Raw genomic sequence first — 16,955 nt, 5'->3', positions numbered from 1 at the left:
ATCGGTCGCCTTGCCTTCGTGCCGTATCGCTTACGTCTCGGATTGGCCGAGGCGCTCGCGCCTTCGTCATCCCGGGGCGGAGCAAGGAGCGTAGCGACGCGCGTAGACCCCGGGATCCATGCCGTGACGTTCGTGCGTTGCAACGGCGCAGAATTCTGCTCCGCCGCACCATTCGACGTCGGTCGCGGCATGGATCCTCGGGTCAAGCCCGAGGATGACGAACGCGTGGAGGACCGGAGCCAATCACAGGCGGCACCGCTCGGCAGCCAGGAACTTGTCAGCGGTGACCGAGCCAAAGCCATCACCCTCAATCCACGAAAATCAGCGCCGGCGTTTCCAGCAGCGCCTTGATCCGCTGGATGAACACCGCCGCTTCCCAGCCGTCGATCACCCGGTGGTCGAAGCTCGACGACAAATTCATCATCTTGCGCGGGATGAACTGCGTGCCGTCCCACACCGGCCGGACCATCATCTTGTTGACGCCGATGATGGCCACTTCCGGATGGTTGATGACCGGCGTCGTCGCGATGCCGCCCATGGCGCCAAGCGAGGTGATGGTGATGGTCGAGCCGGAGAGCTCGTCGCGTGTCGCCGTGCCGGATTTGGCCGCCTCGGCCAGCCTGACGACCTCGGCGCCGCAATCCCAGATGTCGCGCGCCTCGGCATGCTTGACGACCGGCACCACCAGCCCCGACGGCGTCTGTGCGGCGATGCCGATATGGATGCCGCCATGCTGGTGGATGATGCCGGCCTCGTCGTCGAACAGCGAATTGAGTTGCGGCTGGTCCGCGATCGCCTTGACCATCGCCCGCATCAGGAACGGCAGCAGCGTCAGCTTCGACCTGTCCTGACGCTTTTCCTTGTTGAGCGCGGCGCGCAACTCCTCAAGTGCTGTGACGTCGATCTCCTCGACATAGGTGATGTGCGGGATGCGCGACTTGGACAGCGTCATCTTCTCGGCGATCTTGCGCCGCAAGCCCACCACCTTGATATCCTCGACGGCGTCGTTGCGGGCCAGGCCCGATGCCTTGGCGACCTGCGGCCCACGCGCCAGGAACGCCTCGATGTCCTCATGGCCGATGCGCCCGGCCGGGCCGCTTCCCGCGACCTGCCTGAGATCGATGCCGGCCTCCTTCGCCCTCAGACGCACGGCCGGCGACGCCAGCGGTTTTTCACCCTCCGAACGCGGCGCGCCGGAGACGGACGTTTTCCCGGTGCTTTTCGAAACGGTCGGCGCGGGTTTCGCCTCCGGAGCGGCGGCTTTTGGCTTGGTCGTTGCGGCCGGCGCTGCGCTCTCGGGCTTTGGCGTCGGAAGCTTGGCCGGCGGCTCGGCGGCCACCGCTTCCACCTCACCGCTTTGCGGCTTTACATTGCCCTCGCCCGCCACCTTCAACCGCACGATCGGCGAGCCGATCGCCACCGTGTCACCGATCTCGGCACCCAGCCACAGGATCTCGCCATCGACGGGTGACGGAATCTCGACCGTCGCCTTGTCGGTCATGACGGCGGCGAGCACTGTGTCCTCGCGCACCATGTCGCCGACCTTGACGTGCCACTCGACGAGTTCGGCCTCGGCAACGCCTTCGCCGACATCGGGCAGCTTGATGATGTGCTCGCCCATGTCAGGCCTCCATGGTTTCGATGAGGGCGCGGCCGACCCGGGCGGGACCCGGGAAATAGTCCCATTCCTGCGCGTGCGGATAGGGCGTGTCCCAGCCGGCGACCCGCGCCACCGGTGCCTCCAGGTGATAGAAACAGTTTTCCTGCACCAGCGCCGACAGCTCGGCGCCGAAGCCGGAAGTCAGCGTCGCCTCGTGCACGACAACGCAGCGCCCGGTCTTCTTGACCGAGGCGACGATGGTGTCGAGGTCGAGCGGCAACAGCGTTCTGAGATCGATAATCTCGGCATCGATGCCGGTCTCTTCGGCCGCGGCCTGCGCGACATAGACCATGGTGCCATAGGCGAGCACGGTAATCGCGGAGCCGGCCCTGCGGATCGCCGCCTTGCCGAGCGGCACGGTATAGTGGCCGTCGGCGACCTCGCCGAGCTCGTGCTTCGACCAGGGCGTCACCGGCCGGTCGTGATGGCCGTCGAACGGGCCGTTGTAGAGCCGTTTCGGCTCGAGGAAGATGACCGGATCGGGGTCCTCGATCGCCGCGATCAAAAGCCCCTTGGCGTCATGCGGGTTGGACGGCACCACCGTCTTCAGCCCCGACACGTGGGTGAACAAAGCCTCGGGACTCTGGCTGTGCGTCTGGCCGCCAAAAATGCCGCCGCCGGTCGGCATGCGCACCACGATCGGGCACGTGAAATCGCCGTTCGAACGGTAGCGCAGCCTGGCTGCTTCCTGGGTCAGCTGGTCATAGGCGGGATACATGTAGTCGGCAAACTGAATTTCCACGCACGGTTTCAGCCCATAGGCCGCCATGCCGATGGCCGAGCCGACAATGCCGGATTCGTTGATCGGCGCGTCGAAGCATCGGCTCTTGCCGTATTTGGCCTGCAGGCCCTGCGTGCAGCGGAAGACGCCGCCGAAGAAGCCGACATCCTCGCCGAACACGACGACTTTCTCGTCGCGCCCCATCGACACGTCCATGGCATCACGAATGGCCTCGATCATGGTCCGTCTTGGCATGGCTCAGACTCCCGCCTGCTGGCGCTGGCGCCTGAGATGCGGCGGCATCTCGGCATAGAGGCCCTCGAACATGTCGCGCGTCGACGGCTTGCCGCCGGCATGCAGCGTGCCGTGGCTTTCGGCCTCCTTCTGCGCCGCGATCACCGTGTCGAGGATTTCCGCCTCGGCCTGCGCGTGCCGCTCGTCCGACCAGACGCCGAGCCCGATCAGATGGTTCTTCAGCCGCACGATCGGATCGCCAAGCGGCCAGGCGTCGGATTCGGTCTTCGGCCGGTAGGCCGACGGATCGTCCGAGCTCGAATGGGCGCCGGCGCGGTAGGTGACATATTCGACCAGCGTCGGCCCGAGATTTTTCCGCGCCCGCTCCGCCGCCCATTTGGCCACCGCATGGACGGCGAGATAATCATTGCCGTCGACCCGGAGCGACGGAATGCCGAAGCCAAGACCCCGCGCCGCGAAGGTGCCGGAACCGCCACGCGCTATGCCTTGAAAGGTCGAGATCGCCCACTGATTGTTGACGACATTGAGCACGACCGGCGCCTTGTAGGTGGAGGCGAACACCAGCGCCGAGTGGAAATCCGATTCCGCCGTCGAGCCGTCGCCGATCCAGGCCGCCGCAATCTTGGAATCGTTCGAGATCGCCGAAGCCATCGCCCAGCCGACCGCTTGGATGTACTGCGTCGCCAGATTGCCGGAGATGGAGAAGAAGCCATGCTCCTTCGACGAATACATGATCGGCAGCTGCCGGCCCTTCAGCGGGTCGGCCTCGTTGGAATAGATCTGGTTCATCATCGTGACCATCGGATAGCCGTCGGCGATGAGCAGGCCTGCCTGCCGATAGGTCGGGAAGTTCATGTCGCCCGGGGCGAGCGCCTTGCGGAAGGCGCAGCTCACCGCCTCTTCGCCGAGATGCTGCATGTAGAAGGAGGTCTTGCCCTGGCGCTGCGCCATCTGCATGCGGGCGTCGAAGGTCCGCAGCGTCATCATGTGGCGCAGACCTTCCAGCAGTTCCTCGCTGGACAGCAGCCCGGCCCAAGGCCCGACGGCCTCGCCATCGCGGTTCAACACACGGATAATGGAGAAGGCCATGTCGCGGATGGTGCGCGGATCGACATCGATGTCGGGGCGCGGCACCGAGCCGGCCGCCGCGAGGGTCACGTTGGAGAAATCAGGCGTGCCGCCCGGTCGCACTTCCGGCTCCGGAACGTGGAAACGCAACATCCCAGCATCAGCCATGACCTTCGTCCTCCAATGTTGCCTGGCCCCAATATCCCCAGCCAAGGATATTTGCACATCCGCGCGTCCAGTGCGAATTCGTCGAGGGTCATCGGACCGGCCGCGCCGGCCGATCCAGCCTCCCCTGCACAAGATGTAGATATGTCCGCGAAATTTCTTGTCGATGTTTCACGGCGGCGCGCAATTTGGCGCAAGGTTGGGCAGGGGTTTCCGCCAGATAAGGCGATTGGAGGGCAATGCGACCTTGGCGCCCTTCCTCTCCCCCGTCGATCGGGGGAGAGGTGTCGAGCGAAGCTCGACGGAGTGGGGGTCGACCTAGCTCGGGCGTGTCATTTCAAGCTGGTGCGATGCCTCGCCCTGAGGCTCCGCGGTGAATTGCCTTCGGCAGCGATGCGCCCCGGCGATTCAAGTTGCACCTCCCAACCCCCAAAACCTATCCTGATGGTATTGTTCGTGAGAGGAAGAACATGGAAGGACGATGGAGAGCTTCTGTCGCTTTGGCGATCGTGGCATTTCTGACCGGACTCGGTCGACCGGCGTTCGCCCAGTCGAACGCCCAGTCAGACGATTGCATGAGCATTTTCTATCGTACGAAAGATGCTGCTTGCCTCGGCCTTGTCGTCGCCACCCTGGACAATGCTCCGCCCGGGATCGACAATGGAACGATCATTGGGTTTTTCGCAGCGTTGTTTGACAGCGCGCCGGAGCTGCGGCGCAAGCTGCTGGATGAAGTGCGTTCCGACCGCGCGGCTGAGTTCTATTTGGTCGCACTTCGCAGAGCCGGCCTGGCAGACGAAGCGCGTCGTTTCGCATCGGCCCGAAAGCTGGAGAATGCAGCCCCCGCCAACATCACGCCGCTAAAAACGGTGATACCCGTCTCCGTGGCGATGGACAATGATCTGCTGATTGGCGCCTACATGGCGACCGGAGACTTGTCCTACATCGATCATATTCTGGAGAATCTTCGAACCAGCCGTGATGGCATGGCGGCGGACGCGATCCGTATCGGTCTTGTCATGGGAAAGTTCGGCGGTGCAGGAACCCCGGGTCGACCCAACGTCATGATTATCGCCGCTTGCCGGAAATACGGATGCCCAAAGAATCAGGCCTCCAAGGATATGATGCGTGCGCTGACGATGGCATCGGCTGTATGGGCCATAGGATCGCTGGCGAAGAACGACGTCGCGATCAAACAGGAGCTGGATCGGTTCTTTCAGAACGACTCTCGTTTGGCCGCCATTTTCGCAAGAGAGCAGAACGCCTTCACCAACTATCTGACCCTGGTGACTTTATGGACGGTCAAGAAAGACCCATCGCTCGACGCGGCATTGACAGACTACGAACGCCTCGAGGCTGCCGATACCTTGGTCAAACCTGACAGCTTCCTGCGACCCTCCGAGAACAAGAAATAGCCGCCGGCACCAAGGGCTTGTTCACCCGGCGCTCGTGCCATGCTAACCACCCACCATGGCACAGAAGAAAGCTTTCGAGGTCGATTCCTGGCTCGCGCGGCCTGACCCGCGCTTCTCCATCGTCCTGTTCTACGGCCCCGATCGCGGTCTCGTTTCCGAGCGGGCAAAGGCGTTTGCCGAAAAGACCGGCCTGCCGCTCGACGATCCCTTCTCCGTGGTCCGGCTCGAGGGTTCGGAGGTCGACCGCGACGAGGGCCGGCTGCTGGATGAGGCCCGCACCGTGCCGATGTTTTCCGACCGGCGGCTGCTCTGGGTGCGCAATGCCACCGGCCAGAAGGCGCTGGCCGAGGACGTCAAGGCGCTGACGGCGGAACCCGCGCGCGATGCCATCATCCTGATCGAGGCCGGCGATCTCAAAAAGGGCGTCGGCCTGCGCGCCGTGGTCGAGGGCGCGGACATCGCCATGGCGCTGCCTTGCTACGCCGACGAGGCCCGCGACATCGACACGGTCATCGACGATGAGCTGCGCAAGGCCGGTATGTCGATGACGCTGGAGGCCAGACAAGCGCTGCGCCGCAATCTCGGCGGCGACCGGCTCGCTTCGCGCGGCGAGATCGAAAAACTCATCCTTTACGCGCACGGCCAGAAGGAGATCGGGCTCGACGAGGTGAGGGCGATGTCGGGCGACGTGTCCGGCGCCTCCTTCGACGACGCGGTCGACGCGTTGCTCGAGGGCAAGGTCGGCGACTTCGACACCGCCTTCACCCGCCACTGCCAATCCGGCGGCCCGCCCTTCCTGGTGCTGTCCTCGGCCATGCGCCAGTTGCAGCAGATCCAGGTCATGCGCGGCCAGATGGATTCTGCCGGCCGCAACGCCGCCTCGGTCGTTGCGGGCGCACGCCCGCCGGTTTTCTTCTCCAGGCGCAAGCTGGTGGAAAAGGCGCTGGAGCGCTGGAGCAGCGAAGCCCTCAGCCGCGCGCTGACCCGACTGCAGACCGCGGTGCTGCAGACGCGGCGGCGGCCGGATCTTTCGGTCGCGCTGGCACGGCAGGCGCTGCTCGGTATTGCGGTGGAAAGCGCGAGGCTGGGGCAGCGATAGGAGAGCGATCCTCTCCTTTTCGGCGTCGAGTGCTGGTCAATTCATCATCATGGCGCCCGCTGGCTGGAAGGTCGGCAGCGCCTGCGGAAAGACCAGCACCACCGCGCCGTAAAGCAGCAGAGCGACACCCGACACCTTTGCGATCCGATCTCCCGACGGCAGGGTCTTTTCCGCAAAGATCAGCAAGGTGACCACGGCCATTGCGGCGACATTCATGATCCCGAGCGGAAAGAGGGCGAGAAACAAAAGCCAGCAGCAGCCCAGGCAGAAAAGTCCATGCTCCAGGCCCATGCGAACAGCGCCCCAGTAGCCGTCGCGCCATGAAGTAAGGATGAAGCCGATCGGCGTGCGGCATTTGGCCAGACACAGATCTTTCAGTGGCGAGAGTTGATAGGCGCCGGCAATCATCAGCAGCGCGCCGCCGGTCCGCGCGGCCGCCGCCGTCGACAACCCCACATGTCCGGCGAGCATCTCCGCACCCGCCGCACCGGCAAAGGCGATGATGCCCATCACGCCCCAGACCAGCATGTACCCGGCGACGAACACCCAGCTCGAGACAAAAGTCTTGCCGCGTCCATGTTTGCCGGCCTGGACCTGGTGAAACGTCAGGATCATCGGCGCGGCCGTCGGAATCATCATGGCAATCATCATGATCATCCAGACGGCAAGAAACAGCGGCGCCCTCATGCCCATGGTGAGCGCGTCCATGTTCATGGCCATGTCGGCATCCATGCCCGTCTGCTGCCGGACAAGCAGGGTCCACGCCGCCGCGGCGATCGCGATCAGCAGCGCGAGAATGATGTATCGCTGCAACGTTTGCGCCATGGACGGATACGTCCCGTGCTATGCGGCCAACGTCTACTGCTGGCCGGACCAATGGATCGGGGCGTAATGTCCGTTGCGGCGGGAATTGTCCCAGCTCATGCCATGGTCGCTGAATGTACTGCCTTGCGACCCCATCGCCAGAGCGAGCCAGTCGGGATTGACAGGATGGCCGGTGGCCGCCCACATCTGCCCGTCCTCGCGCATGGTCGGCAGCGGCTCGACCGCCATATGCATGACGCCCGCAATCTCCGCCGACCGCTTCTTGCCGTCTATCCGGTAGTCTATCGGCACCTTCTTCGCGCCGAGGTTGGTGCCGATCATGGGGGCCAGCACCGCCATGGGTCCGCCGGCGGCGCCAGTGAAGATGGCACCCAGCGCCTCTGTCTGCCTGTCATCGGCCCGTTCGTCGATATAGGCGGCGGCCGTCCAATTGCCGTTTGCCATCGGTCCCGGCGTGTGCGCGACCATCGCGACGCTGAGCCCATCCAATCGGACGTCGCCGTAATTGCCCGTATCGATATGAAAGACCAGACCGACGTCGCAAACGCCTTTCGTCGGCTTCGATGTCAACTGCGCGTTGGTGGACAGCAGACAAGGACAGACGACATCGCAGCTGCAATTTTCGAAGTAGCTTCCGGACAATTGCCAACGGACTGCCATTTGCACCTCCCCACTTGCGTCAGGCGCATCGGCATATCGCTGTGGCGAGGCGGTGCCATCTCACGACGATCGCAGGAATGGCAAACAGCCCTCGCCGCGATGGACCGGCACGCCAGGGCAACCAATTTAAGCCATATCTAATTGAGGTTACGCCGTTGCCCGGCACTGTCAAGCCGCGCTGGCGGCGCAGGCGGCAACGGTGGCGGTTTGCCAATCTCCCCCCCCTCGTGGGGGAGATGGCTGGCAAGCCAGGGGGGGGGGCGCTGTCCCGCCGGCCTCAATCCAATGTGGTGCGAGTTCTCGGCCAGCCCTGGATGGCCAAGGCTGAACTCTACGGCGCCCCCCTCTGCCCTGCCGGGCATCTCCCCCACGAGGGGGGAGATTGGCAGTTTCGACGCTTCGCCAATCACCACAAAAGGAAAGGGCTGACCAAACAGCCAGCCCCCTTTTTCTGCGTTAAATCAAGCTCCCGCCTGATATAATTCGCCGGCTAACTACCGCTCCTGCTTCAATCGCCGGCACAGCTCATCCAGCTGCTCCAGCGACCGGTAGGACACCCGCAGCTCGCCGCCCTTGCCCTTGTGATCGATGGCCACGATCATGCCGATCGTGTCGGTCAGCAGCTTTTCCAGCGCCAGCGTGTCGGTGTCCTTTTCCGGCGCGGCCTGCGCCTGTTTTGGCTTGGCCGGCGTCGGGCCGGCCGGCATCTGCGCCAGCGCCTCGGCCTGGCGCACCGAAAGCCCTTCCTCGACGATGCGCTTGGCAAGGCCGGCCGGATCCTCGGCTGTCACCAGCGTGCGGGCGTGGCCGGCCGACAGCGCGCCGTCGACCAGCATGTCGCGGATCACCTCCGGCAGCTTCAGCAGCCGCAGCGTGTTGGCGACATGGCTGCGGCTCTTGCCGATGACATTGCCGAGATCGGCCTGGGTGTAGCCGTGCTCGTCGATCAGCTGCTGGTAGCCCTGCGCCTCCTCGACCGCGTTGAGATCGGCGCGCTGGACGTTCTCGATGATCGCCAGCTCGAGCGCGGTGCGGTCATTGACCTCGCGGATGATGACCGGGATCTCGTTCAGCCCGGCACGCTGCGCCGCCCGCCAGCGCCGCTCGCCGGCGATGATCTCGTAGCGGCCGGCCTGCGTCGGCGACGGCCGCGCCACCACCGGCTGCACCACGCCATGTTCGCGGATCGACTGGGCAAGGTCGGTCAGTTCGGCGTCGCCAAAATGCCGGCGTGGGTTTTTCGGGTTCGGGCTGAGGAACTCGATCGGCACCTTGCCGTCGGCACTCATGCCCGGCTTTTCCGGTGCCGCCGGGCGATCAATCTCGCCGATCAGTGCTGCCAGGCCACGGCCCAGTCTTTTCCTCGAAAGGTCTTCGCTCATCTCTATTCCAAGTCTTCAGATCGTTTCGGTATCGAATCGGCTATTAATTATGCACCCGATCTAATCAAGCGGCGCGCAATTTGCGCTCGCGGCGGATCACTTCCGAGGCCAGTTGCAGATAGGCCTGGCTGCCCGAACACTTCAGATCGTAGAGGATCGCCGGCTTGCCGTAGGACGGCGCCTCCGACACCCGCACATTGCGCGGAATGATGGTCTCGTAGACCTTGTCGCCCATATGCTGGCGCACATCCTGCACCACCTGGTTGGCGAGATTGTTGCGGCCGTCATACATTGTCAGCACGATCCCCTGGATGGTGAGCTCCGGATTGATCGAGCGGCGCACCTGCTCGACGGTTTCCAGCAATTGGCTCAAACCTTCGAGCGCGAAGAACTCGCATTGCAGCGGCACCAGCACCGAATCGGCCGCCGCCATCGAATTGAGCGTCAGAAGATTGAGCGAGGGCGGGCAGTCGATCAGCACATAGCCGAAGCCGGCTGCACGCGCCGTTGCGGCATTCAAGGCATTGCGCAGCCGCAACACCCGGTCCGGCGCCGAGGCGATCTCCATTTCGATGCCGAGCAGGTCGAGCGTCGACGGCACGATCGACAGGCCGGGCACCGCGGTCGGGATGGCCGCGGCTTCCAGCTCCAGCTCGCCGGTCAGCACATCGTAGGACGAGACCGTCCGGTCCTTGCGGTCGATGCCAAGGCCGGTGCTGGCATTGCCTTGCGGATCGAGGTCGACGATCAGCACCTTTTCGCCGATCGCGGCCAAAGCGGTGGCCAGATTGATGGCGGTGGTGGTCTTGCCGACCCCGCCCTTCTGGTTGGCTACGGTGATGATTCGGGGGCCGTTCTTCATCATGGGTTTATGCCAGAAATTCATTTTTGGGTCGCCAAATGGCCCGACAGTCGGGATCAGACAGGTCGCAGGTCAGACAGTTCCAGGATGACGCCATGGGGGTCCGTCACACTGGGATGTTCTACCAGATCGAAGGCCCATCGGTTAACGCTTTCTTGCACTTCGGCGCGATAATCCCGGCCTTTGTGGAACAACCCGCGTGCGCCGGACGTGAGCCACGGTGCCGACAGATCCAACAAGACCGAAAGCGAGGCCAAAGCCCGCGCCGTGACGATTTGCGGTTGCGAAACAAGCGCATGGCTGTCCTCGATGCGGCGCGCCACGACCCGCGCCGGCAGGCTGAACTGGCCGACGACGGTCTGCAGGAACGAGGCCTTTTTGCGGTTGCTTTCCACCAGATCGATGCTGGCCCCGGAGCGCTCAGCAAGCAAGAAAGCCATGACCAGGCCCGGGAATCCGCCACCTGAACCGATGTCCACCCAGCGGGTGGCGTTGGGCTCTATGCGTGCCAGCTGTGCGCTGTCCAAGATGTGGCGCTGCCAGACATCGGCCGCGGTCGATTGCGCGACGAGATTGATGCTGCGGTTCCATTTCTGGAACATGGCTTCGAACGCCACCAGGCGACCGAATGTTTCACGTGAAACCGGGCCGGCCGCGTCCTGCAGGCTCTCTAGGGAGAAAGAGCTCACGCAACGACTCTCTGCGCGCTCTCATGATGCCGGACATGGGCGACAATGATTGCCAGTGCTGCCGGCGTCATGCCCTCCATGCGTTGGGCATCGGCGATAGAGCGCGGCCTCCGCACCGCCATCTTCTGCTTCAGTTCATTGGACAGGCCGGGCACGCCGGCGAAATCGACCGTCTCGGGGATCAGCCGACTCTCCTCATGCCGGATTTGCGCGACATCGCTCTTCTGGCGGTCGAGATAGACCGAATATTTCGCCTCCGTTTCGAGACGTTCCGCAGTCTTGGCATCAATCTCACCGAACCCAGGCTCGATCCTGGCCAGCCAGGCGACGTCGACATCGGGATAGGCCAGCAGCTCGTAGCCCGACCGACGCACGCCATCGCGGTTGATCTCCAGCCCGTGCCGCGCCGCTTCATTGGGCGTCATCGCCACCGATCTTGCCAATTCGCGCGCCGCGTCGAGCCGCTGCATGACATCGCCATAGCGCTGTATTCGCTGCGCCGAAGCGATCCCGAGCCTCTGCGCCAGCGGCGTCAGCCGTTCATCAGCATTGTCGGCGCGCAACGACAGCCGGAATTCGGCGCGCGAAGTGAACATCCGATAGGGCTCGCTGATGCCGCGGCTGGTCAAATCGTCGACCATCACGCCGATATAGGCTTCGGTACGGCTGAGCACGATCTGTTCGCCGCCTGACGCGCGCCGCGCTGCATTGAGGCCGGCGAGCAGGCCCTGCCCGGCGGCTTCCTCATAGCCGGTCGTGCCATTGATCTGCCCGGCGAGGAAAAGCCCTGCGACGCGCTTTGTCTCCAGTGTCTGATGCAGCTCACGCGGATCGACGTGATCATATTCAATGGCATAGCCGGGCTGCAGCATGACGGCCCGCTCCAACCCCGGAATGGTTTTCAATATGTCGAGCTGAACATCTTCGGGCAGCGAGGTCGAAATCCCGTTGGGATAGACCGTGTCGTCGTCGAGCCCTTCCGGCTCCAAAAAGATCTGGTGGCCGTCGCGGTCACCGAACTTGACGATCTTGTCCTCGATCGACGGGCAATAGCGCGGCCCGACCCCTTCGATCGAACCGGAATACATGGCGGATCGGCCAAGATTGGCGCGGATCAACTCATGCGTCGCGGTCGTCGTGCGCGTGATGCCGCACTCGATCTGCGGCGTCTCGATACGGTCGGTCATCAACGAAAACGGCACGGGATCCTCATCCGCCGCCTGGCTTTCGAGCGATGCCCAATCGATCGTCCGCCCATCGAGCCGCGGTGGCGTGCCCGTCTTCAACCGTCCGAGTTTGAAGCCCGCACGGCCCATCGTTGCCGACAGGCCAAGGCTTGCCTGCTCGTTCATGCGTCCGGCGACGATCTTCTTCTCGCCAATATGAATGAGGCCGCGCAGGAAGGTCCCGGTGGTCAGGACCACGGCGCCGCAAGCAAGCCTGCGGCCGCCGGCCAGGAGAACAGCGGCGATCCGCCCTTCATTGATCTCGAAATCCAGAACCTCGCCTTCGACCACGTCGAGATCGTTCTGCTGCCGAATCGCTTCCTGCATGGCAAGGCGGTAGAGCTTTCTGTCGGCCTGCGTGCGCGGCCCGCGCACCGCCGGGCCCTTGCGGCGATTGAGCAGACGGAATTGAATGCCGGCCGCATCCGCCACGCGGCCCATCAGCCCGTCCATGGCATCGATTTCGCGGACCAGATGCCCCTTGCCAAGGCCGCCGATCGCCGGATTGCACGACATCACGCCAATCGTGTCGAAGCGCAAAGTCACCAGCGCGGTTTTGGCGCCGGCGCGCGCGGCAGCGCTGGCCGCCTCGCACCCCGCATGGCCGCCGCCCACCACAACCACATCATAGTGATCGGTCATTTCCAAATTTCCTGGACTCAAAAGATTGAGGGACACATGTCCCCGCAGGGCGAAGCTGTCAAGAAAACTTCGCGACAAGTTTCACGTGAAACAGGGTGAGGCCACGTTCGGCGGATGTTTCACGTGAGCCGTGGCCGCTCCGATTGTTTCACGTGAGTCACGGCGCTGTCCTCAGCAGCGATGCGTGTTTCACGTGAGTCAGGACCAAGGATAGCCGACGCGTCTCCAACTTCGTCATCCACGGGCGGAGCAGCCGCGAAGCGGCGTCACGGAGACCCGAGGATCCATTCCGTGACCTCGATCGTTGAACGCAGCGGAGCAGAATTCTGCACCGTTGCAGCGCTCAGGAGTTCCGGCATGGATCCTAGGGTCTGCGCCGCGGCGCTTCGCTCCTTGCTTCGCCCTAGGATGACGACGCCGTTTATGTCGCCGCCAACTATCAGCCACCGCGCGCCCGGGCCGACTTTCTCCCAAGCGATTGTTTCACGTGAATCATTTCCCGATGCAGAACTGCGAAAAGATCACATCCAGCATATCCTCGACATCTATCGCGCCGACGATCCGGCCCAGCCGATCCGCCGCCAGCCGCAATTCCTCGGCGCGCAGTTCCTGACCCGCGGCGCCATCGTCGGTGGCGCGGAGCAGGTGGCGATTCGTCTCGCTGAGCAATTCGACATGGCGCAGGCGGGATGGCAGGACATCTCCGGTCATGCCTGCCGCCTCCGCTGCGCGCCGACCGATTTCCGCCAACAGCGCCTCCACACCAGCCCCGCTTACAACTGAGATAACGAAATCATATCGACCGCCCTCACCCCGATCCCCCTGCCCATCCAACAGGTCGAGCTTGGTGCCGACCCGCAACAGAGGGGCTGTGCCCGGCAACGGGCCAATATCCCCGGGAGACACAATGTCTTCCAGCAGCAGCAAGAGATCGGCGCGGCCGGCCTTGGCCCGCGCCTTCTCGATGCCGATCGCTTCGACCTTACCCGGCGCTTCCCGCAAACCAGCCGTGTCCGTCAGCCTGACGCGCAGCCCGCCGAGATCCAGCGTCACCTCGAGCAGGTCACGGGTCGTGCCGGGCTCATCCGTTACAATAGCTGCATCGCGCCGCGCCAAAGCGTTGAACAGACTCGACTTGCCGGCATTCGGCGCGCCGAGAATAACGACCTCGAAGCCGTCGCGAATGATCTCGGCGGCGTGAAATCCGGCGATGTGGCGATCGATTTCGCCGACCATCGCCCGGACATCCGACCAGACCGTATCCGAAACGGAACCGGGCACATCGTCTTCGTCGGCGAAGTCGATCTCCGCCTCAATCATGGCGCGCGCGTGGATCAGCCGGCGACGCCAGCTCATATAGAGTTCGCTCTGCACACCTTCGGCATTCTGGACAGCGAAGCGTCGCTGCGCCTCGGTCTCGGCATTGACCAGATCGGCCAGGGCTTCCGTCTCAACCAGGTCGACCTTGCCGTTGAGAAAGGCACGGCGCGTGAATTCGCCGGGCTCCGCATGCCTTACGCCGTCAAAACCGGCAATCGTCTCCAGCATCCTGGTCACCACGGCGCGTCCGCCATGGACATGGAATTCGGCGACATCCTCACCGGTAAAGCTGGCCGGACCGGGAAAGAAAGTGACAAGACCGCTGTCCAGCACAGTTCCATCCGGTGCCCTGAACTTGCGCAGAACCGCCGCACGCGCCTTAACCATGCCGCCGGCGATCGTTTCGACTACAAATCGAGTCTGCGGGCCGGAAATACGCAGCACGGCAACGCCGGCCGGAAGCCGGCCGCTCGACAATGCAACGATCGAATCGCCTGAAATCATTTGCCCGCTCTGTTGAACCGCCCTAGCTTCGCGCCTTCAAGACAACCCGAGTTGCCCATTGTGACATTGCCCGCGCAAAACCTGCTTGCCGAAGAAGCCAGCCCCTATCTGCAGCAGCACAGCGGCAATCCCGTCCATTGGCGGGCCTGGTCGCCGGCATCGCTCGAAGAAGCCAAGACGCTCGACCGCCCGATCCTGCTCTCGATCGGCTATGCAGCCTGCCACTGGTGCCATGTCATGGCGCATGAAAGCTTCGAGAATGACGGCGTCGCCGCCGTCATGAACCGTCTGTTCGTCAATATCAAGGTCGACCGCGAGGAGCGTCCCGACATCGACCAGATCTATATGGCCGCGCTTTCCTCGATGGGCGAGCAAGGCGGCTGGCCGCTGACCATGTTCCTGACGCCGGACGGCAAGCCGTTCTGGGGCGGCACCTATTTTCCGCGCGAGGCGCGCTACGGCCGCCCGGGTTTCATCCAGGTCATGGAAGCGGTCGACAAGGCGTGGCGCGAGAAGCGCGCCAGCCTGCACCAGAGTGCCGACGGCCTGACCTCCCATGTCGAGGCGCGTCTCTCCGGCACGCATGCCAGGCAGAGCCTTGACCGCGGCACGCTCACCGACCTCGCCGGCCGCATCGGCGGCATGATCGACCGCGACCTTGGCGGCCTGCGCGGCGCTCCGAAATTCCCCAACGCCCCGTTCATGCTCACGCTGTGGCTGTCCTGGCTGCGCGACGGCAATGCCAGCCACCGCGATGACGTGCTCATCAGCCTCGAACATATGCTGAGCGGCGGCATCTATGACCATATCGGCGGCGGACTCAGCCGCTACTCGACCGACGCGGAATGGCTGGTGCCGCATTTCGAGAAGATGCTTTACGACAATGCGGAACTGATCCGCTTCTGCAACTGGGCTTTCGCGGCCAGCGGCAATGATCTGTTCCGGATACGAATCGAAGAGACCGTCGACTGGCTGCTGCGCGAGATGCGCGTCGATGGCGGCGCCTTCGCCGCCAGCCTCGACGCCGACAGCGATGGCGAGGAAGGACTGTTCTACACCTGGAGCAAGCAAGAGATCGAAGCCGTCCTTGGTGACGATTCAACCTTGTTTTTCAAATACTTCACGCTTTCCAGCCCGCATGGTTGGGAAGGCAAGCCTGTGGTCCATCAAACCAGAGCCCAGCAAGCCCAAAGCGTGGCCGATCGCGAGAAACTCATCCCGCTCAAGGCCAGGCTTCTCACCGCTCGGGAAGAGCGGGTTCGGCCAGGCCTGGATGCAAAGACCCTGACCGACTGGAACGGGCTGATGATCGCTGCACTGGCCGAGGCCGGCCGCTCGTTGGGCCGGCCCGACTGGATCGAGGCCGCGGCAAAGGCCTTTGCCCATATTTCCGGAGCCAGCCGAGACGGCCGCTTGCCGCATTCCATGCTCGGCGCCAGGAAATTGTTCCCCGCCCTGTCGATCGACTATGCCGTGATGGCCAATGCTGCGATCTCTTTGTTCGAGGCACCATGCGATTGGAGCTACATAGACCAGGCGAAGCAGTTCATCGAACAGCTCGACCATTGGCACGCCGACGCCGCGGGCACAGGTTACTATCTGACCGCATCCGACAGCACCGACGTGCCGATCCGCATCAGGGGCGATGTCGACGAAGCGATTTCCTCAGCCACCAGCCAGATCATCGCAGCGCTGGTGCGGCTCGCTTCCGTCACCGGCGATCTCGATCTCGGGGAAAAGGCCTGGAAGGTCGCCGAGCACGCCGCCGGCCGCGCGACGCACCAGGCCTATGGCCAGGCGGGAATCGTCAATGCCTGCGCGCTTGCCATCGAGCCGCTGAAGCTGGTGCTAATAGACGATCTGGCCAATCCCAAGCTTGTTCCGGTTGCGAATCGATGCCCCGACCCGCGTCGCGTCGACATTATCACCGCGATCGGTTCGGAAACGAATCGACCCTTGCTGCCCGGTGGGGTTCTGCCGCCGACCGACAGGGTGGGTGCCTGGCTTTGTACCGGGCAGGTCTGTTTGCCAGTGGTGACGGATGCAGGAGAATTGGAGCGGCTGTTGCGGCGTAGCTAGCAGCGCCGGAGGACTACGCCGACGGCCCGTTGCTTCACATACCAAGCGTCAGCGCTGCCCCGCATGCAGCTTGGCGCATGCATTGTCTTATGCGGCGCTGGTCGACCCCCCACTCCGTCTCGGCTTCACCGAGACACCTGCCGGGGCGAGCCACGGGTCTCGCCCGTCCTTCGGACCCCCCGATCGACGGGGTAGAGGAAGGGCGTGAGCCTATTGCCGTCAGCGCTTTTCCAATGAGGCTCCCTTCCTTTCCCTCCGGAGGGGGGGAAAGGTGGCGCTGCGAAGCAGCGACGGATTGGGGGAACCACGTGGCAATCAAGCCCCGGGCTGATCAGTCATGTCAAAGAAAATGTGCGCATAGCGCAGCCGCTTCGCGGGGAGAA

General features: G+C 63.7%; 13 protein-coding genes. 3 read left to right on the top strand and 10 right to left on the bottom strand.

The genetic code is table 11. The features are described 5' to 3' along the window. Nucleotides 1–307 precede the first annotated feature (307 nt). The 3 genes from JN279_RS04685 to JN279_RS04675 are packed head-to-tail and all read right to left on the bottom strand — an operon-like array spanning nt 308 to nt 3,872. Complete coding sequence (locus JN279_RS04685) at nt 308–1,621, bottom strand: dihydrolipoamide acetyltransferase family protein (protein WP_202352138.1); 1,314 nt, start codon at nt 1,619–1,621, stop codon at nt 308–310. A gap of 1 nt (nt 1,622) precedes the next feature. Then, nucleotides 1,623–2,636 carry an alpha-ketoacid dehydrogenase subunit beta gene (locus tag JN279_RS04680; protein WP_202352137.1) on the bottom strand — a complete coding sequence of 338 codons (1,014 nt, stop codon included), beginning with the start codon at nt 2,634–2,636 and terminating at the stop codon, nt 1,623–1,625. A 3-nt stretch (nt 2,637–2,639) separates the two neighbouring features. Then, complete coding sequence (locus JN279_RS04675; RefSeq protein ID WP_202352136.1) at nt 2,640–3,872, bottom strand: 3-methyl-2-oxobutanoate dehydrogenase (2-methylpropanoyl-transferring) subunit alpha; 1,233 nt, start codon at nt 3,870–3,872, stop codon at nt 2,640–2,642. A gap of 572 nt (nt 3,873–4,444) precedes the next feature. Here JN279_RS04675 and JN279_RS04670 point away from each other — a divergent pair. Continuing rightward, on the top strand, nt 4,445–5,284 hold the full coding sequence (locus JN279_RS04670; RefSeq protein WP_202352135.1) for a hypothetical protein: 840 nt from the start codon (nt 4,445–4,447) through the stop codon (nt 5,282–5,284). A 55-nt stretch (nt 5,285–5,339) separates the two neighbouring features. Next, on the top strand, nt 5,340–6,383 hold the full coding sequence (gene holA / locus JN279_RS04665; protein WP_202352134.1) for a DNA polymerase III subunit delta: 1,044 nt from the start codon (nt 5,340–5,342) through the stop codon (nt 6,381–6,383). A 36-nt stretch (nt 6,384–6,419) separates the two neighbouring features. Here holA and JN279_RS04660 read toward each other — a convergent pair whose 3' ends face one another. From JN279_RS04660 to mnmE, 7 genes are all read right to left on the bottom strand, one after another. Continuing rightward, nucleotides 6,420–7,208, bottom strand: a complete 789-nt coding sequence (locus JN279_RS04660; protein ID WP_202352133.1) for a DUF2182 domain-containing protein — start codon at nt 7,206–7,208, stop codon at nt 6,420–6,422. Between the two features lie 33 nt (nt 7,209–7,241). Beyond that, a complete protein-coding gene (locus JN279_RS04655; RefSeq protein ID WP_202352132.1) occupies nt 7,242–7,868 on the bottom strand; it encodes a DUF1326 domain-containing protein in 627 nt (208 codons plus the stop codon). A gap of 494 nt (nt 7,869–8,362) precedes the next feature. Then, nucleotides 8,363–9,250 carry a ParB/RepB/Spo0J family partition protein gene (locus tag JN279_RS04650; RefSeq protein WP_096451921.1) on the bottom strand — a complete coding sequence of 296 codons (888 nt, stop codon included), beginning with the start codon at nt 9,248–9,250 and terminating at the stop codon, nt 8,363–8,365. Between the two features lie 64 nt (nt 9,251–9,314). Next, the gene (locus JN279_RS04645; RefSeq protein WP_202353643.1) at nt 9,315–10,115 is read right to left on the bottom strand and encodes a ParA family protein; all 801 of its coding nucleotides are present in this window, start codon (nt 10,113–10,115) and stop codon (nt 9,315–9,317) included. Nucleotides 10,116–10,168: 53 nt separating this feature from the next. After that, the gene (gene rsmG / locus JN279_RS04640) at nt 10,169–10,801 is read right to left on the bottom strand and encodes a 16S rRNA (guanine(527)-N(7))-methyltransferase RsmG (RefSeq protein WP_096451923.1); all 633 of its coding nucleotides are present in this window, start codon (nt 10,799–10,801) and stop codon (nt 10,169–10,171) included. Further along, nucleotides 10,798–12,669 (bottom strand): tRNA uridine-5-carboxymethylaminomethyl(34) synthesis enzyme MnmG, encoded by a 1,872-nt coding sequence (mnmG, locus tag JN279_RS04635; RefSeq protein ID WP_096451925.1) that lies wholly within the window; start codon nt 12,667–12,669, stop codon nt 10,798–10,800. Before mnmG ends, rsmG begins: the two co-directional genes overlap by 4 nt. Nucleotides 12,670–13,161: 492 nt before the next feature. Next, the gene (gene mnmE / locus JN279_RS04630; RefSeq protein ID WP_096451927.1) at nt 13,162–14,493 is read right to left on the bottom strand and encodes a tRNA uridine-5-carboxymethylaminomethyl(34) synthesis GTPase MnmE; all 1,332 of its coding nucleotides are present in this window, start codon (nt 14,491–14,493) and stop codon (nt 13,162–13,164) included. A gap of 60 nt (nt 14,494–14,553) precedes the next feature. Here mnmE and JN279_RS04625 point away from each other — a divergent pair, with 60 nt between their 5' ends. Then, the gene (locus JN279_RS04625; protein WP_202353642.1) at nt 14,554–16,572 is read left to right on the top strand and encodes a thioredoxin domain-containing protein; all 2,019 of its coding nucleotides are present in this window, start codon (nt 14,554–14,556) and stop codon (nt 16,570–16,572) included. Nucleotides 16,573–16,955: the final 383 nt, after the last annotated feature.

This window comes from Mesorhizobium sp. 113-1-2, assembly GCF_016756475.1.
GTDB classification, from domain to species: domain Bacteria; phylum Pseudomonadota; class Alphaproteobacteria; order Rhizobiales; family Rhizobiaceae; genus Mesorhizobium; species Mesorhizobium loti_C.
Note: the sequence above shows the minus strand (reverse complement) of the source record. Positions and strands in the feature narration are given on the sequence as shown.

What these genes read in the sequence shown, in the direction of transcription:
- JN279_RS04685 (WP_202352138.1), bottom strand. Translation starts at nt 1,621, where the DNA reads ATGGGCGAGCACATCATCAAGCTGCCCGATGTCGGCGAAGGCGTTGCC.
- JN279_RS04680 (WP_202352137.1), bottom strand. Translation starts at nt 2,636, where the DNA reads ATGCCAAGACGGACCATGATCGAGGCCATTCGTGATGCCATGGACGTG.
- JN279_RS04675 (WP_202352136.1), bottom strand. Translation starts at nt 3,872, where the DNA reads ATGGCTGATGCTGGGATGTTGCGTTTCCACGTTCCGGAGCCGGAAGTG.
- JN279_RS04670 (WP_202352135.1), top strand. Translation starts at nt 4,445, where the DNA reads ATGAGCATTTTCTATCGTACGAAAGATGCTGCTTGCCTCGGCCTTGTC.
- holA (WP_202352134.1), top strand. Translation starts at nt 5,340, where the DNA reads ATGGCACAGAAGAAAGCTTTCGAGGTCGATTCCTGGCTCGCGCGGCCT.
- JN279_RS04660 (WP_202352133.1), bottom strand. Translation starts at nt 7,208, where the DNA reads ATGGCGCAAACGTTGCAGCGATACATCATTCTCGCGCTGCTGATCGCG.
- JN279_RS04655 (WP_202352132.1), bottom strand. Translation starts at nt 7,868, where the DNA reads ATGGCAGTCCGTTGGCAATTGTCCGGAAGCTACTTCGAAAATTGCAGC.
- JN279_RS04650 (WP_096451921.1), bottom strand. Translation starts at nt 9,250, where the DNA reads ATGAGCGAAGACCTTTCGAGGAAAAGACTGGGCCGTGGCCTGGCAGCA.
- JN279_RS04645 (WP_202353643.1), bottom strand. Translation starts at nt 10,115, where the DNA reads ATGATGAAGAACGGCCCCCGAATCATCACCGTAGCCAACCAGAAGGGC.
- mnmG (WP_096451925.1), bottom strand. Translation starts at nt 12,669, where the DNA reads ATGACCGATCACTATGATGTGGTTGTGGTGGGCGGCGGCCATGCGGGG.
- mnmE (WP_096451927.1), bottom strand. Translation starts at nt 14,493, where the DNA reads ATGATTTCAGGCGATTCGATCGTTGCATTGTCGAGCGGCCGGCTTCCG.